Origin of the sequence: Streptomyces xanthii, from assembly GCF_014621695.1 — a bacterium.
In the GTDB taxonomy this organism is placed as follows: Bacteria; Actinomycetota; Actinomycetes; order Streptomycetales; family Streptomycetaceae; genus Streptomyces; species Streptomyces xanthii.
Map to the genome: position 1 here is coordinate 1,205,095 of NZ_CP061281.1, position 21,236 is coordinate 1,226,330.

General features: G+C 72.8%; 14 protein-coding genes. 9 read left to right on the forward strand and 5 right to left on the reverse strand.

What is annotated here, in order from left to right; translation table 11 throughout:
* Window positions 1-135 precede the first annotated feature (135 nt).
* Genes IAG42_RS05710 through IAG42_RS05720 form a run of 3 tightly spaced genes read left to right on the forward strand, consistent with a single transcriptional unit; the run spans window position 136 to window position 6,027 of the window.
* A complete protein-coding gene (locus tag IAG42_RS05710) occupies window positions 136-936 on the forward strand; it encodes an HlyD family efflux transporter periplasmic adaptor subunit (protein ID WP_188335921.1) in 801 nt (266 codons plus the stop codon).
* Complete coding sequence (locus tag IAG42_RS05715) at window positions 933-3,164, forward strand: NHLP family bacteriocin export ABC transporter peptidase/permease/ATPase subunit (RefSeq protein ID WP_262928306.1); 2,232 nt, start codon at window positions 933-935, stop codon at window positions 3,162-3,164. Before IAG42_RS05710 ends, IAG42_RS05715 begins: the two co-directional genes overlap by 4 nt.
* A 1-nt stretch (window position 3,165) precedes the next feature.
* Window positions 3,166-6,027, forward strand: coding sequence for an NHLP bacteriocin export ABC transporter permease/ATPase subunit (locus IAG42_RS05720; protein ID WP_188335923.1), 2,862 nt, complete (start codon window positions 3,166-3,168; stop codon window positions 6,025-6,027).
* A 476-nt stretch (window positions 6,028-6,503) separates the two neighbouring features.
* On the opposite strand, the gene IAG42_RS05725 is transcribed toward IAG42_RS05720, so the two are convergent.
* Window positions 6,504-7,175, reverse strand: coding sequence for a GntR family transcriptional regulator (locus tag IAG42_RS05725; protein WP_188335924.1), 672 nt, complete (start codon window positions 7,173-7,175; stop codon window positions 6,504-6,506).
* 198 nt (window positions 7,176-7,373) lie between these two features.
* Here IAG42_RS05725 and IAG42_RS05730 point away from each other — a divergent pair, with 198 nt between their 5' ends.
* From IAG42_RS05730 to IAG42_RS05755, 6 genes are all read left to right on the forward strand, one after another.
* Complete coding sequence (locus tag IAG42_RS05730) at window positions 7,374-8,711, forward strand: MFS transporter (protein ID WP_188335925.1); 1,338 nt, start codon at window positions 7,374-7,376, stop codon at window positions 8,709-8,711.
* Window positions 8,708-9,886: a maleate cis-trans isomerase family protein gene (locus IAG42_RS05735; RefSeq protein ID WP_223205874.1), complete on the forward strand. Its 1,179-nt coding sequence runs from the start codon at window positions 8,708-8,710 to the stop codon at window positions 9,884-9,886. The genes IAG42_RS05730 and IAG42_RS05735 overlap by 4 nt, the downstream gene beginning before the upstream one ends.
* 58 nt (window positions 9,887-9,944) lie before the next feature.
* Window positions 9,945-10,850 (forward strand): polysaccharide deacetylase family protein, encoded by a 906-nt coding sequence (locus IAG42_RS05740; RefSeq protein ID WP_188335926.1) that lies wholly within the window; start codon window positions 9,945-9,947, stop codon window positions 10,848-10,850.
* 130 nt (window positions 10,851-10,980) lie between these two features.
* Window positions 10,981-12,279 (forward strand): cytosine permease, encoded by a 1,299-nt coding sequence (locus tag IAG42_RS05745; RefSeq protein ID WP_188335927.1) that lies wholly within the window; start codon window positions 10,981-10,983, stop codon window positions 12,277-12,279.
* Between the two features lie 213 nt (window positions 12,280-12,492).
* Window positions 12,493-13,965: an amidase gene (locus tag IAG42_RS05750; RefSeq protein ID WP_188335928.1), complete on the forward strand. Its 1,473-nt coding sequence runs from the start codon at window positions 12,493-12,495 to the stop codon at window positions 13,963-13,965.
* Between the two features lie 81 nt (window positions 13,966-14,046).
* Window positions 14,047-15,183 (forward strand): serine hydrolase domain-containing protein, encoded by a 1,137-nt coding sequence (locus tag IAG42_RS05755; RefSeq protein WP_188335929.1) that lies wholly within the window; start codon window positions 14,047-14,049, stop codon window positions 15,181-15,183.
* A gap of 3 nt (window positions 15,184-15,186) precedes the next feature.
* Here IAG42_RS05755 and IAG42_RS05760 read toward each other — a convergent pair whose 3' ends face one another.
* The 4 genes from IAG42_RS05760 to IAG42_RS05775 form a co-directional block, all read right to left on the reverse strand.
* Window positions 15,187-17,358 (reverse strand): MGH1-like glycoside hydrolase domain-containing protein, encoded by a 2,172-nt coding sequence (locus IAG42_RS05760; RefSeq protein WP_223205875.1) that lies wholly within the window; start codon window positions 17,356-17,358, stop codon window positions 15,187-15,189.
* Between the two features lie 110 nt (window positions 17,359-17,468).
* A complete protein-coding gene (locus tag IAG42_RS05765; RefSeq protein WP_223205876.1) occupies window positions 17,469-19,460 on the reverse strand; it encodes a beta-galactosidase in 1,992 nt (663 codons plus the stop codon).
* Between the two features lie 5 nt (window positions 19,461-19,465).
* Window positions 19,466-20,293 carry a carbohydrate ABC transporter permease gene (locus IAG42_RS05770; RefSeq protein ID WP_188335931.1) on the reverse strand — a complete coding sequence of 276 codons (828 nt, stop codon included), beginning with the start codon at window positions 20,291-20,293 and terminating at the stop codon, window positions 19,466-19,468.
* Window positions 20,290-21,231 carry a carbohydrate ABC transporter permease gene (locus IAG42_RS05775; protein ID WP_188335932.1) on the reverse strand — a complete coding sequence of 314 codons (942 nt, stop codon included), beginning with the start codon at window positions 21,229-21,231 and terminating at the stop codon, window positions 20,290-20,292. The genes IAG42_RS05770 and IAG42_RS05775 overlap by 4 nt, the downstream gene beginning before the upstream one ends.
* Window positions 21,232-21,236 lie beyond the last annotated feature (5 nt).

Below are 21,236 nucleotides of genomic sequence, written 5' to 3' on the forward strand. Positions count from 1 at the left end.
CGCCGCCGTCCTGACCGGCGACGGCCCCCAGGCCCCGGGACCCCCTCCGGTCCCGGGGCCTTCGGCCGCGTCCGGACCACCCCCCTTCCGGTCCGGGCGCGGCCGGGATGCTCGCCAGACAAGGGAAACCCGCTCGTGCAGTTCCGCCAACAGGCTCTGTCCAAGCTGCAGTCGCCGGAGGCGCTGGACCTCCCGGTGCGGCTCGCGCGGCCCCAGGGGCTGCTCGTGCTCGCCGTCACCCTCGTCGTGATGGCCGCCTCCGCCGTGTGGGCCGTGACCGGCTCGGTGTCCTCGACGCTGAAGGCCGACGGCATCCTCACCTACGGGCAGGGCAGCTACGTCCTCCAGACCCCGGTCACCGGTCAGGTCACCGGGGTGTTCGTGCGGGAGGGGCAGCGGGTCCGGGCGGACGCGCCGCTGCTCAAGGTCCGCACCGAGCAGGGCGACCGGGCCGTACGCGCCATCGAGGCGGGCCGGGTCACCGCGCTGGTCGCGCGCATCGGCGCCGTCGTGACGACGGGCGCCGACGTCGCCACCGTGGAGCGCACCGGCTCGGCGCGTGATCCGCTGGTCGCGATGCTGTACGTGCCGGCGACCGGCGCGGGCACGGTCCCGGCGGGCGCCGAGGTCGATCTGACGGTGCCGCAGGCCCGGCAGTACGGGATGCTGCACGGCACGGTGAAGGCGGTCGGGCGCGGTGCGCAGACCCGCCGCCAGGTCGCCGACCTGCTCGGCGACGCCGACCTCGCCGGGCAGTTCACCCGGGGCGGCCCGCGCGTGCCCGTCCTCGTGAAGCTGACCAGGTCGCCGGCGACGAAGTCCGGCTACGCCTGGTCGACGCCCGACGGTCCGCCGTACGCGCTCACCTCCATGACCCTCGCCTCCGGCGCCGTGCACCTCGCCGAGCAGCGCCCGATCGATTGGCTGCTGCCGTGACCTCGACCTCGCTGCCGCCCGCGGGCCACGGCCGGCGCCGCGCCCGCCCCGCTCCCCCGCCAAAGAAGTCACGCCGCCACAAGACGGTGCGCACGCCGACCGTGCTCCAGATGGAAGCGGTGGAGTGCGGCGCGGCCTCGCTCGCGATGATCCTCGCCCACCACGGCCGGCACGTCCCGCTGGAGGAGCTGCGCATCGCGTGCGGCGTCTCGCGGGACGGCTCGCGCGCCAGCAACCTCCTCAAGGCGGCGCGCAGTTACGGCCTGACGGCCAAGGGCATGCAGATGGAGCCGGCGGCTCTCGCGGACGTCCGCGGGCCCGCGATCCTGTTCTGGGAGTTCAACCACTACGTCGTCTACGACGGCACCGGCCGGCGCCTCGGCCGGCGCGGCGTGCACATCAACGATCCGGACAAGGGGCGCCGGTTCGTGCCGACGGAGGACTTCGACACGTCCTTCACCGGGGTCGTCCTGGTCATGGAACCGGGCGACGACTTCCGCACCGGCGGACGCAGGCCCGGGGTGCTGAAGGCGCTGCCGGGCCGGCTGCGCGGGACGACCGGGACGATGCTCGCCGCGCTGCTCGCGAGTCTGCTCCTGGTCCTGGTGGGCGCGGCGGTGCCGGCGCTCAGCCGCACGTACATCGACCTGTTCCTGATCGGGGACCAGGCCTCGCTGCTGGGGGCGCTGTTCGCGTCGATGGGCGCGATGGTGGGGCTCACCGCGGTGCTGACCTGGCTGCAGCAGGCGAACCTGCTGCGCGGCCGGATCATCTCGTCCACGCTGAGCAGCGCCCGGTTCTTCGGGCATCTGCTGCGCCTGCCCGTCACGTTCTTCGCCCAGCGCAGCCCGGCCGACCTGGTCCAGCGGCTCCAGTCGAACGACGCGGTCGCCGAGACCCTCGCCCGCGATCTGACGGCCGCCGGGGTGGACGGCATCGTGGTGCTGCTGTATGCGGCGCTGCTGTGGACGTACGACCCCCAACTGACCATGGTCGGCGTCGGGATCGCACTCCTGAACGTGGTGGCGATGCGGATCGTCGTCCGCCTGCGGGCCACCCGTACGCAGAAGCTGCGGGCGGACTCGGCGCGGCTGACGAACACCTCGTACACCGGCCTGCAGCTGATCGAGACGATGAAGGCCACCGGCGGGGAGAACGGGTACTTCCGGCGGTGGGCGGGGCAGCACGCGACGACGCTCGAGGAGCAGCAGCGGCTCGGGGTGCCGAGTGCGTGGCTCGGGGTCGTGGCCCCGACACTCGCGACGCTGAACAGCGCGCTGATCCTGTGGATCGGCGGACTGCGGGCGGTCGAGGGGCATCTGTCGGTGGGCCTGCTCGTCGCGTTCCAGGCCCTGGTCACCCGGTTCACGGCCCCGATCACCCGGCTGAACGGGGTCGCGGGCCGGATCCAGGACTTCGCGGCGGACGTGGCGCGTCTCAAGGACGTCGAGAACTTCCCCGTCGACACGCTGTACGCGCGGCCCGAGCAGGTGCGCAGTACGCGCCGGCTGAAGGGGCACGTGGAGCTGGAGAACATCACGTTCGGCTACAGCCCGCTCGACAAGCCGCTGCTCGACGGGTTCTCGCTGAACGTGGGGCCCGGCCGGCAGGTCGCGCTCGTGGGGGGTTCGGGCAGCGGCAAGTCGACGGTGTCGCGGCTGATCTCGGGCCTGTACGCGCCGTGGGAGGGCGTCATCCGCATCGACGGGACGCGGCTCGACGACATTCCGCGCGGGGCGCTCGCCGCGTCGGTGTCCTTCGTCGACCAGGACGTCTTCCTGTTCGAGGGCACGGTGCGGGACAACGTCGCGCTGTGGGACCCGTCGATCAGCGACGAGGCGGTGGCGGACGCGCTGCGCGACGCGTGCCTGTACGACGTGGTGGCGCGGCGGCCCGGCGGGATCCACGGCCGGGTCGAGCAGGACGGCCGGAACTTCTCGGGCGGGCAGCGCCAGCGTCTCGAGATCGCGCGGGCGCTCGTGCGGCGGCCCAGCATCCTGGTGCTCGACGAGGTGACGAGCGCGCTCGACGCGGAGACCGAGCAGACGGTCATGGACAACATCCGGCGGCGCGGCTGCGCCTGCGTGGTGATCGCGCACCGGCTGAGCACGGTGCGCGACAGCGACGAGATCGTGGTGCTCGACCACGGCGAGGTCGTCGAACGCGGCCGGCACGAGCATCTGGTGGCGGCCGGCGGGCCGTACGCCGAGCTGGTCAGGGAGCACTGAAGTGACGTACACGCAGGACGGGTTCACCTCGCACGCGGCGTCCGACCAGGTGGTGGCGGCGTTCGGCGGGCTCGGCACGCCGGTGGACTGCGCGGGGGTGCGCAGCCTGCCGCTGGAGGGGCCGCAGGTGCTGTGGCTGGTGGCCGACGGGGCGCTCGACCTGTTCGCGGTGGACGCGCTCGCGCAGGGCCACTGGCACTTCCTGGGCCGCCTGGAGCCGGGCACGCTGCTCCTCGGCCCCGTCGAGGGCGCGCAGCACACGCTGGTGGGCCGCCCGGCGACGGGCTGCGTACTGCGCCGGATCCCGCTGCGGGAGCTGCCGTACACGCCGCCCGCGCACGACGGCTCGTACGACGCGGCGTACGGCGGCGGGTACGCGCCGGCGTGGAGTCTGCTGGAGGAGGCGTTCGCGCTCGGGGTGGGACGCGGGCAGCGGGTCCTCTTCGAGGCGCCGCTCGACGGGCGGACGACGACGGACGCCGGGTACGACGGGCACGAGGAGAGCGACGACGACGTGCTGTGGCCGCAGCTGTCGCCGGGCAGCGTGCAGTACGGGGCGGCGTACGCGGCGGACGCGGCCGGCGATCTGCTGGTGGACGGCGCGCTGTGGCAGCGGATGGTGAACCAGCAGTTCCGGCTCCTGTCGGCGCTCGACCGCTGGATCGAACGCCTGGAGAGCGCGCACGAGGACCGGGCCGCGGCCGGGATCCGGGCGGGCGAGGCGGTCCGCGAGCAGGCCGAGCGCACGCTCCTCGCGTCGATCGGCTCGGGCCGGCGGCGCAACCGGGGCGGTGAGGCGGCCGGTGTCGACGCGACGTACGCGGCGTGCGCGGTGGTGGCCCGGGCGGCCGGCCTCACGCTCGCCGAGCCGCCGCGCGGGCAGGCGGTCAACGAGCGGATCGAGCCCGTGGAACAGATCGCGGTGGCCTCCCGGATCCGGACCCGGCCGGTGCGGCTCGCCGGGGACTGGTGGCGCCGCGACGCTGGGCCGCTGGTCGGGTTCCGGGCGGCGTCCGGGGCGCCGGTCGCGCTGCTGTGGCGGCGCGGCGGCTACGAGGCGGTGCACCCTTCGGGCGAGCGCGGGACACGGATCGACGAGGACAACGCGGAGGACTTCGAGGAGCGGGCCGTCATGCTGTACCGGCCGCTGCCGGAGGGGCCGTCGAGCCCGTGGCGGCTGATGCGGTTCAGCATGCGGGCGAGCGGCGCGGACGTGCGCAGGCTGCTGCTCGCGGGCCTCGTCACGGTGGGGCTGGGCTCGCTGGTGCCGATCGCGACGGGCCGGGTGCTCGGCACGTACGTGCCGAACGCGCAGACGAGTCTGATCACGCAGGTGTCGCTCGCGGTCGTGGTGGCGAGTGTCGTGTCGGCGGCGTTCATGCTGCTCCAGAATCTGACGGTGCTGCGGGTCGAGGGCCGCGTCGAGAGCGTCCTCCAACCCGCGGTCTGGGACCGCCTGTTGCGGCTCCCGACCCGGTTCTTCGCCTCGCGTTCGACGGGTGAGCTGGCGAGCGCGGCGATGGGCATCAGCGCGATCCGGCGGCTCCTGTCCGGGGTCGGTCCCGTGGTCGTGCAGTCCGTGACGATCGGCGCGATGAACCTCGTGCTGCTGTTGGTGTACAGCGTGCCGCTGGCGCTCGCGGCGCTCGGCATGCTGGTCCTCGTCGCGGGCGTCTTCCTGACGCTGGGGCTGTGGGAGCTGCGCTGGCAGCGGCAGTTGGTCGAGCTCGGCAACAAGCTGAACAACCAGGCCTTCCAGACCCTGCGCGGGCTGCCGAAGCTGCGCGTCGCGGGGGCGGAGAGCTTCGCGTACGGGGCCTGGGCGCAGGAGTTCGCGCGCAGCCGGGAGCTGCAGCGGCGGGCGGGCCGGATCAAGAACGTGACGACCGTCCTCAACGCGGTCTATCTGCCGCTGTGTTCACTCGTGATGTTCATGCTGCTGGCCGGTCCCGCGCGGGGCACATTGTCGGCCGCCGCCTTCCTGACCTTCAACACGGCCGTGACGATGCTCCTCACGTCGGTGACGCAGCTGACGGGGGCGCTGCTCTCGGCGGCCGCCGTGCTGCCCATGTACGAGCAGATCAAGCCGGTGCTGGAGGCGGAGCCGGAGGTGCAGGAGGCGGCGTCGCAGCCCGGCGAACTGTCCGGCGCGCTGGAGGCCCGCGGCCTCTCCTTCCGGTACGGCGACGACGGGCCGCTCGTCCTGGACGACGTGTCGCTCGCGGTGCGCCCCGGCGAGTTCGTGGCGATCGTCGGCGAGAGCGGCTGCGGAAAGTCGACGCTGCTGCGCCTCCTGATCGGCTTCGACGCGCCGACCTCCGGCAGTGTCCTGTACGACGGCCAGGACCTCTCGGCGCTCGACCGGGCGGCGGTGCGCAGACAGTGCGGGGTGGTGCTGCAGAACGCGCAGCCGCTGACCGGTTCGATCCTCGACTGCATCTGCGGTGCGGAGGCCTTCTCGCAGGAGGAGGCATGGGAGGCGGCCGCGATGGCGGGCCTGGCCGAGGACATCAAGCGGATGCCGATGGGGCTGCACACGATGATCGCCGGGGGCGGCGCGATCTCCGGCGGCCAGCGCCAGCGCCTCATGATCGCGCAGGCGCTGATCCGGCGCCCCAAGCTCCTGTTCTTCGACGAGGCGACCAGCGCCCTCGACAACGAGACCCAGCGCACCGTCATCGACAGCACGCGCTCCCTCCGGGCGACCCGCATCGTGATCGCCCACCGCCTCTCCACGGTCCTGGACGCGGACCGGGTGATCGTGATGGCCTCGGGCCGCGTAGTCCAACAGGGCGCCCCGGCGGACCTTCTGGCCGACACGACCGGCCGCCTGCACGAGTTGGTGCGGCGCCAGATGGTCTGACCGGCCCTACAGCGACGGCGGGGCCGACCGATCCCGAACCCGGCACCTGGGCGCCGCCTTGCCCACCCGCGCCGCCCAAGGCGGCAGACTGCCCAAGGCTAGGCCGACCGAAGCCGTACGCGGCACCAAGGTACTGCCGGCCGACCAAAAGGCGCCGGGAAAGAAGCGCCCCGCCAGGGGCGCGGGGAACTGCGCGACCAGCCACAACGACGCGGCACCCCGCAACGCCCCTCAACCCCCACGGCGGGGACGCCATCGGCAGCCGGAAGCCGTACTGCCCCAGGGCCCGACGCCGGGCCGACGCCCCCGGAGGGGGCGGGAGGGTGGGTGCAGGGCCGGGGCCAAGGTGTGTCGTCATGGCGGCGGGCGCCGAGGGAGCAGGCGGAACCGCCGACGCCGAGTGAGGCCGGGCGCCGCCCCTGCGGCGCCGCACGCGCCCCGCCCCCCATGAACCGGCGCCGGGCGGAGCCCAAGGGTCAGGGTTCGATCGGGGCCGGGGTCGGGTCGAAGAGAAGGCGGATGGCCTCCTCCCGGTAGTGGCGGACATGCCGCAGCGCGCACTCCGCGGCCCGCTCCACATCCCGCGCGGCGATGGCCTCGTACAGCTCGCGGTGTTCCTCCCACACCGCCTCGGGGTCGTCGACCTGCTGGAAGAGCCAGCGCATCCGGCCCTCCAGGGGCTGGAGCGTGCCGGCGAGCATCGTGTTGCCCGCGATCTCCACGATGTGGTGGTGGAAGTCGGTGTTGGCGCGGGAGATCCGCGCGGCCCGACCGGTGCCGGTGGCTTTGCGTGCCACCTCCAACAGGCGTCGCAACGCGTCGAGTTGGGGCTTCTCCGCACGTTCGGTGGCGCGCCGCACGGCCAGCACCTCCAGGGCCTCGCGCAGGTCGAAGAGGTCGAGGACGTCCTGGAAGGACAGCTGCTTCACCACGATCTTGCGCGGCGATACGGCTTCCAGGAAGCCCTCGCTGAGCAGGACGCGGATCGCCTCGCGCACGGGAATGCGGGAGACGCCGAACTCCTCGGCGACCTCCCGTTCGAGGAGCCGGTCGCCCGGCCGGAGGTGCCCGGCGATGATCCGGTCCCTGATTCCCTCGCAGACCTGGTCGCGCAGCCATCCGACCTCGCCGGACCCCGCCTGTGCCATGTGCCCTCCCCGGAGAATTTTGAATTTACGGTATACCAACGCCTTGACGCAGGCCATGGTCTTCCGCATTCTTTGGTATGCCATAGCGCCGAACGCGCACGTCACATGCACCTCACATCTGCCCGTCCGACCGCCACCGCGGCCGCCCGCAGCATGCCTTTCCGCAGCTCGTCCCCCTGCCGAAACAAAGGGTCAGCCATGTCGTCAGCCAAGCCCGCGTCGTCCCCGGACGCGGCCACCGAGGCTCCCAGAGCCACCGCCAAGGGCTCTCCCAGCCGCACCCGCTGGAAGGTCTTCGTCCTTCTCCTGGGCGTCGTCTCGCTCAACTACATCGACCGCGGCTCCGTCTCCGTCGCGCTCCCCCTGATCACCAAGGACCTGCACCTCACCAAGGAGGTCACCGGCTTCGTGCTCAGCGCGTTCTTCTGGACGTACGCGCTGATGCAGCTCCCCGCGGGCTGGCTGATCGACCGGTTCGGGCCCCGCAAGATGGCCGGCGGCGCCTGCGTCGGCTGGGGCATCGCCACCGGCCTGACCGCCGGCGCGACGGGCGTCGGCTCGCTGCTGGCGGCCCGCCTCGCGCTCGGCGCCGTCGAGGCCCCGGTCATGCCGGCCGGCGGCAAGCTCAACGCGACGTGGCTGGCCCCCAAGGAGCGCGGCCGCGGCGCGGTCCTGATGGACGGCGGCGCCCCGCTCGGCTCCGCCCTCGGCGGTATCGCGATCTCCGGCCTCATCGCCTGGACCGGCAGCTGGCGGATCAGCTTCGTCGTGGCCGGTGTCGTCACGGTCGCCGTCGGCTTCCTCGCCCTGTGGTTCCTGCGTGACACCCCGCGCGAGCACCGTTCGGTCAACGACGCCGAGGCCACGTACATCGAGGAGGCGCACGCCGCGGAGGACGCGGCCGCCCCGTGCGAGGACCGCCCCGCCAAGCTCCGCTCCTACGTGCGTCACCGCTCCTTCTGGGGCATGTGCCTGGGCTGGATGGGCTTCAATGGCGTCTTCTACGGCCTGCTGACCTGGGGCCCGCTGTACCTCTCGGAGACCAAGGGCTTCGACATCAAGTCGATCGGCTGGTCCACCCTGGTCATCTTCGGCGCCGGCTTCGTCGGCGAGCTCATCGGCGGCTGGCTCTCCGACACCTGGCGCAACCGCGGCGGCAACACCAACACCGTGCTGCGCACCATGATGGGCACCGCGGGCGTGGCCGTCATGGCGGGCCTGCTCGGCGTGGTCCTCGTCCCGGACGCGCTCACCGCCGTCCTGCTGCTCGCCGGCGTCCTCTTCTTCCTGCGCTGGGCCGGCCTGTACTGGGCGCTGCCCTCCACGCTCGGCGGCCGCGCCAACGCCGGTGTCGTCGGCGCCGCCATGAACCTGTCCGGCAACATCGCCGGAATCGTCACGCCCATCGTGGTCGGCTTCATCGTCGGCGGCACCGGCTCCTACACCTGGGCGCTGCTCTACTTCGTCGGCGCGGGCGCCCTGTTCACCGTCTCGTCCCTGGTCATCGACTACTCGAGGAGGCTCGTCGTCCGATGAGCGACAACCGTCCGACGATCGGCACCCGTCCGCTGCGCGTGGGCATGCTCACGCCCTCGTCCAACACCTGCCTGGAGCCCGTGACGTACGGGCTGCTGCGGGGCGCGGCCGGCACGGTCAGCGCGCACTTCGCGCGGGTGCCGGTCACCCGGATCGCGCTCGACTCGGGCAGCGACGCCCAGTTCGACCCGGTCCCGATGCTGGCCGCCGCCCGGCAGCTCGCCGACGCCAAGGTCGACGTCCTGGTCTGGAACGGCACCTCCGGCTCCTGGCTCGGCGTCGAGCGCGACCGCAAGCTCGCCGCCGCGCTCACCGAGGCCACCGGCGTCCCCGCCACCACGTCGACGCTCTCCCTGCTCGACGCCTGCGCCGCGTACGGCGTGACCCGGCTCGGTCTGGCCCTGCCGTACACCCGTGACGTCGCCGACGCGATCGTCGCGGAGTACGCCCGGGAGGGCCTGGAGTGCGTGCTCGCCGAGCCCTTCGGCGAGGACGACAACGAGGCGTTCGCCCGGATCCCGGCCGCCGACGTGGCCCGCCAGGTCGAGGCCGCCGCGACGGACGGCGCCCAGGCCGTCGCCGTCGTCTGCACGAACGTGCACGGCGCGTTCGAGGCCGAGCGGCTCGAACAGGCCCTGGACATCCCGGTGTTCGACTCCGTGACGGCCACGCTGTGGAACGCGCTGCGACTCGCCGGTGCCGCCCCGTCGTGGTCCGGCTTCGGCACCCTGCTGCGCGACGGCGCCCTGCGCGCCGAGGTGCAGTCGGTGCTCACCGGTCTGCTGTCGGCGACCGGCGCGGACCGCACGACGTTCCGCGTGGACCTGCCCGCGCACGGTCTGCACGTGGACCTGACCGCGGGCGAGGCCCTGGGCGAGGGAGTGCGCTCGATCCGCCGCGACGCCTCCCTCGACCAGCGCCGCCTCAACACCGTCGAGTGGCTGGAGGCCGAGCGCCGCGCCTTGGTCCAGCCGCACTTCCGGGACGCCCCGAACCCTCCGCAGGCCCTCATCGACGTCTACGGCGTCAACGCCCAGATGCTGTCGCCGGTCCAGACGGGCGGCGCGATGACCGGCTGGATCTCCGTGCACAGCATGCGCGAGCGCGCGTGGTCCGCCGCGGACCAGGAGGCACTGGCCGCCGCGACGGCGGTCCTCACCGAGCGCCTCTCCTGACCCTCCCCGCCCGTCTTTTTCCCCCGTACCAGTTGCAGTAGTTAGGGAGCACCCCTTCATGGCCAAGGACATTCAGATCGCACTCGGCGTCGACGTCGACGCAGTGGCCGGCTGGCTCGGCTCCTACGGCGGCGAGGACTCGCCCAACGACATCCAGCGCGGCGTCTTCGCCGGTGAGATCGGCACCCCCCGCCTCCTCAAGCTGTTCGAGCGCTACGGCATCCGCACCTCGTGGTTCATCCCCGGCCACTCCATCGAGACCTTCCCCGAGCAGACCCGGATGGTCGTCGAGGCCGGTCACGAGGTCGGCGCGCACGGCTACTCGCACGAGAACCCGATCGCGATGACGCCGCAGCAGGAGGAGGACGTCCTCGCCAAGTCGGTCGAGCTCATCGAGGAGTTCACCGGCCGCAAGCCCAAGGGCTACGTCGCCCCCTGGTGGGAGATGTCCGAGTCGACGGCCGCGCTCCTGCACAAGTACGGCTTCAGCTACGACCACTCGCAGAACTACCGGGACTTCACCCCGTTCTACGCCCGGGTCGGCGACTCCTGGACGAAGATCGACTACAAGGCCGAGGCCAAGGACTGGATGAAGCCCCTCGTCCACGGCCGCGAGGTCGACCTCGTCGAGTTCTGCGGCAACTGGTACGTCGACGACCTGCCGCCCATGATGTTCAACAAGCACAGCCACAACAGCCACGGCTACGTGTCGCCGCGCGCCCTGGAGCAGGACTGGAAGGACCAGTTCGACTGGGTGCACCGCGAGCTCGACTACGCCGTCATCCCGGTCACGCTCCACCCTGACGTGTCCGGCCGCCCGCAGGTGCTCCTGATGCTGGAGCGTTTCATCGAGTACGTCTCCGGGCACGAGGGCGTCTCCTTCGTGACCCTGGAGGACGCGGCCGACGACTTCCGCCGCCGCTTCCCCTTCGAGGGCACCGAGCGCCCCGCCGACATGCGCTGACGCTCCGCTCCCCTCTCCCCATGATCGGCCGCGCGTGCGTGCGGCCGGACGAGGGCGCCCGCCGCTCCCGCGGGCGCCCTCCCGTACTTCCACTCCCAGCTGCATCCCACTCACCCCTTCGGAGGGGCACATGGCCAGCGCAGAAGAGTACGAACACGCACCCGTTCCCGCCACGGCACGCAAGAGCCTGCTGTCCGTGGCCGCCGTCTGGTTCGGCTTCCCCATGAACCTCGGCAACGCCGTCTTCGGCGGCGTCATCGTCTACAACCTCGGCCTCGTCCAGGGCCTCCTCGCCATCCTCGCCGGCAACCTCGTCCTGTTCGCCTACGTCGGCGCGCTCAGCCACTACGCGGGCCGCACCGGCAAGAACTTCGCCCTCCAGGCCGCCGACACCTTCGGCACCCGCGGCCGGATCGCCGCCGCGGGCTTCCTCGCCACCGTCGTCATCGGCTGGTTCAGCTTCCAGATCGGCCTCACCGGCTCCACCCTCGAGGACACGCTCGGCTGGAACCCGATGTGGGGCGCCGTCGCCGGCTGTGTCGTCTACACCCTGCTCACCGTCGCCGGCATCCGCGCCCTCGCCGTCGTCGGCATGATCGCGACGCCGCTCTTCGTGATCCTTGCCGCGGTCGCCATCGGCTACGGCACCACGCACTCCTCGCTCGGCGACGCCGTCACCTACCAGGGTGCGGGCAGCGCGCTCGGTTTCGGCGGGGCCGTCGCCATCGTCATCGCCGGGTTCTCCGACTCCGGCACCATGACCGCGGACTTCACCCGCTGGTCGAAGACCGGGCGCAGCGCCGTCGCCGCCACGTTCTTCGCCTTCCCGCTCTCCAACTTCCTCGCCTACGCGCTCGGCGGCGTCGTCGTCGCGATCGGCGGGTCCGCCGACCCGGCCGCCGACGGGGGAGGCTTCCTGCCGCTGCTGACCGGGCACGGTCCGCTGCTCACCGCCGTCGCCGTGCTGTTCGTCTTCGTCAACCTCGGCTCCGTCGCCTCGCACTGCCTCTACAACGGGGCCGTCGGCTGGTCGGCGCTCACCCCTCTGCGGATGCGGCCGCTCGCGCTCGGGCTCGGTGTCCTCGGTCTCGGGTTCGCGCTGGCCGGGGTGTGGGGGCACTTCGTGGAGTGGCTCAACCTCCTCGGCGTCTTCGTCCCGCCGATCGGCGCGGTCCTCATCGCGGACCAGCTCCGCCGGCGGGGACGGGCCGTCTCCGACGTGCGGGCGTTCAGGTGGAACGCGCTGGGGGCGTGGGCGGCGGGCGCCGTTGTGGCGGCCTTGGCCCACTACCTCCTGCCGGGTTCCCCGGACCCTCTCTTCGGTATCGCTGTCGCGGCGGGCGTGTACGTCCTGACGGACCGTCGGACCCGTTCTCCGGAACCGGCACCTGAGGCGGACACGGAGCCCGCCGTGATCCCAACCCCCTGATTCCGCCCACCGGTTGAGTGTGGCTGGTCGCGCAGTTCCCCGCGCCCCTGGAAGGCCACGGCTTCGCCGCGCCTTCCCCCGACCACAGGCACCCCGCACCTTGATCGGGGAAATGCGCCCGAAGGGCACGCATTTCAGGGGCGCGGGGAACTGCGCGGCCCGCCCCCACCGGACCCGCCACTCGCCAACGAACCTGAGAGGCCCCCGAACGACATGCGCCCCACCGACGCCGACGAACTCTGCCGGCTGACCGCCACCGAGATCGCCGCCCACGTAAGGACCCGCACCCTCTCCCCCGTGGAGATCACCGAGGCCGCCCTGACCCGGATGGAAACCCGCGACAAGGAGCTCGGCGCCTTCTGCACCCCGACTCCCGACCACGCCCGCGCGGCGGCCCGCAGAATCGAGGACGCCCTTGCGCGGGGCGAGGACGTGGGCCCCCTGGCCGGCGTCCCCTTCGGCGTCAAGGACCTGATCTGCACCAAGGGCATCCGCACCACCTCCGGCTCCCGCGCCTACGCGGACTTCGTCCCGGACGAGGACGACATCGTGGTCGAACGAGCCGCGGCGGCCGGCGCCGTCGTGCTCGGCAAGACGAACGCCTCGGAGTTCGGCTACGGCCCCACCGGCGACAACCCCCTGTTCCCCGTCACCCGCAACCCGTGGGACCCGTCCCGCACCTCGGGCGGCTCCAGCGCGGGCTCGGCGGCGGCGGTCGCGGCCGGCATGGCCCCCGTGGCACTGGGCAGCGACGGCGGCGGCTCGATCCGGCTGCCCGCCGCGCTGTGCGGCCTCGTCGGGTTCAAGGCGTCGATGGGCCGCGTCCCCGTCTACCCGGGCTGCCGCGACGAGCGCTACCCGGGCGTGAACGGCTGGGAGTCCGTCGAGCACATCGGCCCGCTGACCCGCACGGTCGCCGACGCCGCGCTCCTGCTGTCCGTGCTCGCCGGGCCCGATCCGCGCGACCGGCACTCCATCCCGTGCGGCGACGTCGCGTGGACGGTGCGCCGCCCGGTCGGCCGGCTGCGGATCGCGTACAGCCCGGACCTCGGGCACATCGCGGTCGACCCGGAGGTGCGCCGCGTCGTCGAGAACGCGGTCCGCGTCTTCGAGCGGGACCTCGGCGCGGACGTCGAGCTCGTGGACCTCGAACTGCCCGACTACGTCGAGGCGTTCGGGGCGATCGTCGCCACGGAGACCGACCTGACCGGGATGCGGGAGATGGCCGAGCGGCTCGGCGACGGCATGTCCCCGCATCTGCGGGCGCTCCTCGCCACGCCGTGGACGGCCGAGCAGTTCACCGACGCGAGCCGGGTCCGCAAGGCCGTCGCGAACCGGCTGGCCCGGCTGCTGTCCACGTACGACCTGATCGTCTCGCCGACCACGGCCGTGGCCGCGTTTCCCGTCGGGATGCGCGGGCCGCGGGAGATCGACGGGCGGACGGTGGACGAGGACCACTGGACGACGTTCACACCGATCGCCAACATGGCGAGCCTGCCCGCCTCGTCGCTGCCCGCGGGGCTGACCGCGCAGGGGCTGCCGGTCGGCATCCATGTCGTCGGCCGGCACCTGGGCGACGCGGCGCTGCTCGACGCGTGCGCCGCGTTCGAGGCGGCGGCGCCCTGGCCGCTGCTGCCGCCGGACCGCTCCGGCGATCGGGCGGTTCAGGGGGCGCGGGGCCGATGAGCCGGGCCCTTCGGGGCAGTCTTCCCTTCACGACATGCGGGCGCGGCGGGCGCGGCCGCGTCCGCACCGTGGAGGGTGACCATGACCGACAGGACCGCGCTGGCCGATGTGCTCGCACCGCACGTCGTCAAGGGGCCGGTGCCCGGCGCCGTCGCGCTCGTGGCCCGCGGGGACGACGTCGAGGTGGCGGCCGTCGGACACACCGACGCGGAGGGTTCCCGGCCGGTGGCCCGGGACACGATCTTCCGGATCGCCTCGCTGACCAAGCCGGTCGTCGCCGCGGCCGTCCTCACCCTCGTCCAGGACGGCCGCCTCTCGCTGGACGCGCCGATCGCGCACTGGCTGCCGGAGCTGGAGTCCCCGGACGTCGTGCGGGACCCGGCGGGTCCGATGGAGGACGTGGTGCCGGCTGCCCGGCCGATCACGGTCGAGGACCTGTTGACGTTCCGCGCGGGCTGGGGCTTCGCCCCGGACTTCTCGCTGCCCGCGCTGCGGCCGCTGTTCGCCCTCATGAACCCGTTCCACCCGCGGCAGGTGCCGGACCCGGACACCTGGCTGGCGGCCCTGGCGCGGGTGCCGCTGCTGTACCAGCCGGGCGAGGCCTGGCTGTACAACGCCTGCTCCGACCTCCAGGGCGTGCTGATCGCGCGCGCCACCGGCTCCTTGCTGCCGGACTACCTCGACGAGCGGATCCTCGGCCCGCTCGGCATGCGGGACACGGGGTTCCGGGTTCCGGAAGAGCGGCGTGACCGGTTCACGAGCTTCTACGCGCCGACGCCGGAGGGCGGCACCGAGCTCGTCGACCGGCCGGACGGCGACTGGTCCGAGCTGCCCGCGTTCGCCTCCGGCGCGGGCGGACTCGTCTCCACGGTGGACGACCTGTGGGCGTTCGCCCGCATGATGCTGTCGGGCGGCGGCGACGTGCTGAGCGCCGAGTCGGTCCGGCTGATGACGACGAACCATCTGACCGACGGGCAGCGCGCCGCGAACGAGCTCTTCCTGGAGGGACAGGGCTGGGGATACGGCGGCTCGGTCGACGTGGCCCGGCGCGATCCGTGGAACGTGCCGGGCCGCTACGGCTGGGTGGGCGGCTTCGGCACGGCCGCCCATCTGACGCCGTCGACGGGCCTGGTCACCGTCCTGCTGACGCAGTACGCGATGACCGGACCGACGCCGACGCCGTTGATGCGGGAATTCTGGGAGTACGCGGCCTCCTGACCGTCAGCGGCCGCGCAGCATCGGCAGGAGCAGTGCGGCCGACCAGCTGAAGTTCGGGGAGTTGAGCGGGTCGCCGGTGAGCGGGTCGTAGTTCTCCATGATCGGCCCGTCGCCGCTCAGTCCGGAGGCGTGCGCGAGGAGCTTGCCGGTGAGGTCGTCGGCGTCCGCCCCGTACCCGTAGCGGCGCAGTCCGGCCTGGGCGAAGTAGGCCTGGTCGAGCCAGACGGGGCCGCGCCAGTACCTGGTCGAGGCGAAGTACGGGGAGGACCGGGCGACGGTCGGGAAGGGGACGCGGGTGGCGAACTCGGCCGGGTCGGCGAGGCGGTCCCGGACCGCGCGGGCCTGTTCCTTCGTGGCGGTGCCGGTCCACAGCGGGATGGCGCCCTCGATGCCGCGGCCCCGGTCGGTGAGCGGGGCGCCGCCGGTGAGGCCGATGTCGTGGAACCAGCCGTCGGACGGGTCGAACATCTTCGTGCGGACCGCCTCGTGCGTGGCGGCGGCGCGGGTGCGCCAGCGCCGCGCGTCGGCGTCCCGGCCGAGAGCGTCGGCGATGCGGGCCAGGTACTCCTGGTCCTGGGCGAGGTAGGCGTTGAGGTCGACGGACTCCTGGTCGAGCGAGTAGCCGAGCAGGGTGCCGTCGGCGGCGTGGTTGGCGACGACGCCCGTGCCGAGTTTCGCGTCGAAGCGGGGCGCGTTGTCCATGCCGCTCTCCCAGGCGGCTGCGAGGCGGCGTTCCTCGGTGGAGTCGTTGGCGGGGTCGACGGTGGCGCCGTACTCGGCGAGGCCGTCGCGGTCGTGGTCCCGGTTGCGGTACCACCAGGCCTGGTAGGCGGCGAGCTTCGGGTACATCTCGCGCAGGAAGGCGCGGTCGCCGGACTTCCGGTAGACCTCCCACACCGCCCAGCCGGCCAGCGGGGGCTTGGAGTTGCGCTCGTTCCAGTTGCCGCCGCCGCGCGCGGGGTCGTTGTAGAAGACGACGTCGGGGATCATTCCGGCGTCCTGGGGCCGCTCCTTGTCGTCGGCGGTGATCTGCCAGTCGAACATGGAGCGGATCTGGGACTCGGCGAGTCCGGGGTCGAAGCGGGCGGTGCCGACGGCCTGTTTCCAGGTGTCCCAGGCCCAGACCCCGCCGGTGAACCACTTGTAGGAGATGGACGGCGTGATCGCGTCGTGTTCGATCCGGCCGGCGGCGGAGCGCCAGTTGGTGACTAGGGTCTCCAGCGACTTGACGGCGATGCGGCGCCGTTCGGCCGGCACGCCCTCGGTGACGCCGTCGACGTAGCGGCGCCAGCGGGCGTCGCCGGAGGCCGCGCAGGACGCGGGGCGTGCGAGGACCGCGTGCACCCGCTCCGCCTCGCGGGAGCGTTCGGCGGCGGTGAACGTGTAGGACTCGGTCCAGTCGAAGCGGTGGGCGGCGCCGGGCCGCAGGGTGACGGGGGTCTTGGCCGTGGACCGGTACGTGTCGCCGTCGACGGCGGTGTCGACGGGTTCCTTGTGGGTGACCTCGAAGCGCTCGGTGCCGTCGGTGAGGTAGTCCCAGGTCTCGCGGACCTTCGCGAAGTCGACGCCGACCCCGTGTCCGGTGGCGGCGAGCGAGGGGGCGTCCTTCATCGGGGCGTCGGCGGGCCGCAGCAGGCTTCCGGACCAGTCGGCGCGCAGGGTGCGGGCGGCCGTTCCGGTGTTCCTGACCTCGGCGCGCACGAGCGCGGACCGGTCGGTGGCGAAGCGGAGTTCCAGACGGAGTCTGAGCCCCTGCCCCAGGTCGTACTCCTGGACGAGCCGGCCGGGGAGCGAGGTGAAGCGCGGGGTGCCGCCGGCGTCGAGGGCGAGGGTGCGGCCGTCCTCGGTGAGCCGCATCCGGCTGAAGGACCGGCTCAGCCACCACGGGTACTCCTGCGCGATGTAGAGCGGCCCGCCGAATCCGCCGTACGCGTCGCGGTCCCCGGCGTCCGGCAGGCTGTACGCGTGCCAGGCGCCGCGGTCGGCGAAGACGCCGAGGGGGTTGTTGTCGTCGGCGTCCCCGGCCTCGGCGGAGGCCGGGGTGCCACGGAGGTCGAGCACGTCGGCGTAGTCCCCGGGCGGCGCCCCGGCCGCGGCGGGCGGAGCGGCGAGCGCGCCGCCCCCGACGAGCAGGAGCGCGGCGAGCAGGGCGCGGGTCGTGCGTTGTGCGGTCACGGTTCTGCCTCCCAGAGGGGGTAGGGGGACGTGCCTCGGTTCGTACGCGGAGTGGTGCGGGCCGTCGGATCGGCCCGCCGGGCGTTCCTGACCGGCGCGGGGCGCCCGTCTCACTCCTCCCGCAGGACGGCCCCGCCCAGGGGCGGCAGGTGCAGCCGGCCGTCCGCGGGGGTGCCGGTGAGGAGGTCGGTGCCGGTGGCGGGGAGGTCCTGGGCGCTGTCGGTGTGGTTGAGGAGGAAGCGGTAGCGGGTGCCGCTCTCGGCGACGCGGACCGTCGTCTCGACTCCGGCGGGGAGTTGAGCGTTCGGGGTGATGCCCGCTTCGGCCAGGGCCGGGTCCAGGACCGTGCCGATCGCCTCGGGGAGGTGGCAGCTCACGTAGCGGGCGGTGCCTGAGCCGTGGGTGGTGCGGGTGACGGCGGGGCGGCCGGTGAGGGGGCCCTCGGTGTAGGTGTCGAGGACCTCCGCACCCGTCGTCTCCAGCCATTCGGTCCACAGCGTGGCCCGTGCGCCCGAGGCCAGCGGGACGCTCTCGCCGTCGGGGACGGGCCAGAACTCGTCGACGCGGACGCCGAGGAGGGCGGCGAGGGGGCCGGGCGCGCCCCCGTCGTGGATGTGGTCGTGCTCGTCGACGACGCCGCTGAAGGGGCCGCAGACGAGGTGGCCCCCGTCGCGGACGTACGCCGTGAGGCGCTCCGCGTCGGCGGTGCGCAGGAGGTGGAGGCTCGGGGCGAGGACGAGGGGGCGGCCGGTGAGGTCGGCGTGCGGGGGCACGAAGTCGACGGTGACGCCGCGTGCGTGCAGCGCGGCGTACCAGGGGCGCAGGAGTTCGGGCCAGCGCATCCGCGCGGAGGGGTGGTCGTCGGACTCCAGGGCCCACCAGGAGTCCCAGTCGAGGACGATCGCGGCGTCGGAGACGACCCGGCTGCCGGCGATCTCGGCGAGCCGCCCGAGTTCGGCGCCGAAGCGGACGGTCTCGCGCCAGCCGCGCGAGGCGGTGCCGCCGTGCGGGAGGAGCGCGCTGTGGTACTTCTCGGCGCCCGCCCGGGAGGCCCGCCACTGGAAGTAGAGGATGCCGTCGGCGCCGCAGGCCAGGGCCTGGAGCGACCACAGGCGTTGCAGTCCGGGTTTCTTGGGGACGTTGACGGGCCGCCAGCTGACGGCGGAGGGGGCCTGTTCCATGAGGATCCAGGGGCGGCCTTGTTTGAGGGAGCGCATGAGGTCGTAGTTGCGGGCGGCGGTGACGTGGGCCTCGGGGTCGGCCGGGTCGGGATAGGCGTCGTCGGAGACGAGGTCCTCGTGCTCGGCCCACTTCCAGTAGTCGAGGGCCTTGAACATCGACATGAAGTTGGTGGTCGCCGGGAGCGTGCTGTGTTCGGCGAGCACGGCGCGTTCGGCGCGGTGGAGGGCGAGGAGGGCGTCGGAGCAGAAGCGGCGCCAGTCGAGCAGCTGCGTCGGGTTGACGGGGCCGGGGGCGGTGCGCGGGGGTTCGATCTCGTCGTAGGTGCCGTAGCGCTGGGACCAGAAGGCGGTGCCCCATGCGTGGTTGAGGGCGTCGACGGTGCCGTACTTGTCGCGCAGCCAGGACCGGAAGCGGTCGGCGGAGCGCGGGCAGAAGCACTCGGTGACGTGGTCGCCGTACTCGTTGTGGATGTGCCACAGGGCGAGGGCGGGGTGGCCGGCGTAGCGGTCGGCGAGGGCGGTGGTGACGCGGAGAGCGGCGGCGCGGTAGTCCGGGGACGAGGGGCAGTAGTGCTGGCGGGAGCCGAACTCGAGGCGGACGCCGTCGGCGGTGACCGGGAGGATCTCGGGGTGGGCGCGGACGAGCCAGGCGGGTGGGGACGCGGTGGCGGTGGCGAGGTCGACGGCGATCCCGTGGGCGTGCAGCAGGTCGAGGAGCCGGTCGAGCCAGCCGAAGTCCCAGGTGTCGGGGCCGGGTTGGAGGCGGGCCCAGGAGAAGACGCCGACGGTGACCATGGTGACCCCGGCCTCGCGCATGAGGGCGGCGTCCTCCTTCCAGACCTCCTCGGGCCACTGCTCGGGGTTGTAGTCGCCGCCGTAGAGGAGGCCGTTGACGCGGGTGAGGTGTTCCGTCGTGGGCACCTGGGTCATCCCTTCACCGCCCCGCCGAGCAGTCCGGCCACGAACTGCCGCTGGAAGAGCAGGAACAGGGCCATCAGCGGCAGCGTCGCGAGCAGCGAGCCGAGCATCAGGCCGGAGTAGTCGACGTGGGAGAGGCCCGTGAGGGTGTTGAGGGCGACGGGCACGGTGTAGCGGTCCTCGGAGTTCAGCATGAGCAGCGGCCAGATGAAGCTGTTCCAGCCGGCCATGAACGTGAAGATGACGAGGGCGCCGAGCTGGGGGCGCACGCAGGGCAGGACGACGCGGTAGAAGGTGCGCAGTTCGCCGGAGCCGTCGATGCGGGCGGACTCGATGAGTTCGTCGGGGAAGTCGACGAAGGACTGGCGCATGAGCAGGATGCCGAAGGAGTTGGCGAGGAAGGGCAGGACGACGGCCTGGTAGGTGTCGATCCAGCCGATGCTCGCCATCATCTGGAAGAGCGGCACGAGCAGCACCTGGAACGGGATCATCATGGTGGCGAGGACGGCGCCGAGCAGCAGGCCGCGGCCGCGGAAGCGGTACTTGGCGAGTCCGTAGCCGCACATCGCGGAGACGACCGAGCTGAGCACCGTGTGCACGAGGGCGATGCCGAGGCTGTTGAGCATGACGCGGCCGAACCCGATGGTCTCCTGGAGCCGGCTCAGGTTGTCGAGCAGCCTGCCGCCGGGCAGGAACGGGGGCGGCGAGTGGAACAGCTCTGACGTGGAGTGCGTGGCGGCGATGGCCATCCACAGGAACGGTACGAGGCTGACGATACCGCCGGCGACGAGGACGGCGCGGGCGAGCAGCCGCAGCCCGAGTCTGGCGCCCTTCATCGGCGGCGCTCCCTTCCGAACAGGAGGTACTGGAGCGCGGAGATCGCGGCGATCAGCGCGACGACGACCCAGGCGATGGCGGCGGCGTACCCGAAGTCGAACTGCTGGAAGCCGACCTTGTAGAGGTAGACGACCGGGGTGAGGGTGGCGTCGTCGGGGCCGCCGCGGGTGAGGACGTAGTTCTCGTCGAAGAGCTGGAGGGTGCCGATGGTGGAGGTGACGACGCAGAACAGCAGGACGGGCCGCAGCTGGGGCAGGACGACACGGGTGTACGTGGTGAAGGTGCCGGCGCCGTCGATGGCGGCGGCCTCGTACTGGTCCTTGCCGATGGCCTGGAGTCCGGCGAGCAGGATCACCGCGTTGTAGCCGGTCCAGCGCCAGGTCAGGGTGAGGATCAGTGAGATCCGGGCCCAGGTGGGGTCGTTGAGCCAGTCGACCGGGCCGATGCCGAACACGCCGACGATCTGGTTGACGAGGCCGCCGTCGGTCTTGAGGAGGACCTGGAAGACGACGGCGTACGCGACGAGGGTGGTGACGGCGGGCAGGAAGTGCAGGGCGCGCCAGGTGCCGCGGAAGCGCAGCCAGGACTGGTTGAGCAGGACGGCGAGGACGAGGGCGAGCCCGATCATGACGGGGACCTGCACGACGAGGATCAGCCCCGTGTTGGCGAGGGACTTCAGGAACGCCGTGTCGTGGAACATGCGCCGGTACTGGTCGAGGCCGACCCAGTGGACGGCGCCCGCGTCCTCGCTGGTGAAGGACTGCAGGACGCTCGCGCCCAGGGGGTAGGCGAAGAAGAGGGCGAAGAGCGCGGCGGCCGGTGCGGCGAAGATCCAGCCGGTGCGCCGCAGCCGGCGGCGCGGCCGGCGGGGGCGGCGGCCGGGCACCGGGCGGGCGGAGGTGGTGCCGGGCCCGGTGCGGGTGTCGAGGACGGCCATGGGTG

Bases quoted from the DNA above. Each gene is read 5' to 3' on its own strand.
- IAG42_RS05725 (WP_188335924.1), bottom strand. From the start codon at position 7,175: ATGGCACAGGCGGGGTCCGGCGAGGTCGGATGGCTGCGCGACCAGGTC.
- IAG42_RS05730 (WP_188335925.1), top strand. From the start codon at position 7,374: ATGTCGTCAGCCAAGCCCGCGTCGTCCCCGGACGCGGCCACCGAGGCT.
- IAG42_RS05735 (WP_223205874.1), top strand. From the start codon at position 8,708: ATGAGCGACAACCGTCCGACGATCGGCACCCGTCCGCTGCGCGTGGGC.
- IAG42_RS05740 (WP_188335926.1), top strand. From the start codon at position 9,945: ATGGCCAAGGACATTCAGATCGCACTCGGCGTCGACGTCGACGCAGTG.
- IAG42_RS05745 (WP_188335927.1), top strand. From the start codon at position 10,981: ATGGCCAGCGCAGAAGAGTACGAACACGCACCCGTTCCCGCCACGGCA.
- IAG42_RS05750 (WP_188335928.1), top strand. From the start codon at position 12,493: ATGCGCCCCACCGACGCCGACGAACTCTGCCGGCTGACCGCCACCGAG.
- IAG42_RS05755 (WP_188335929.1), top strand. From the start codon at position 14,047: ATGACCGACAGGACCGCGCTGGCCGATGTGCTCGCACCGCACGTCGTC.
- IAG42_RS05770 (WP_188335931.1), bottom strand. From the start codon at position 20,293: ATGAAGGGCGCCAGACTCGGGCTGCGGCTGCTCGCCCGCGCCGTCCTC.
- IAG42_RS05775 (WP_188335932.1), bottom strand. From the start codon at position 21,231: ATGGCCGTCCTCGACACCCGCACCGGGCCCGGCACCACCTCCGCCCGC.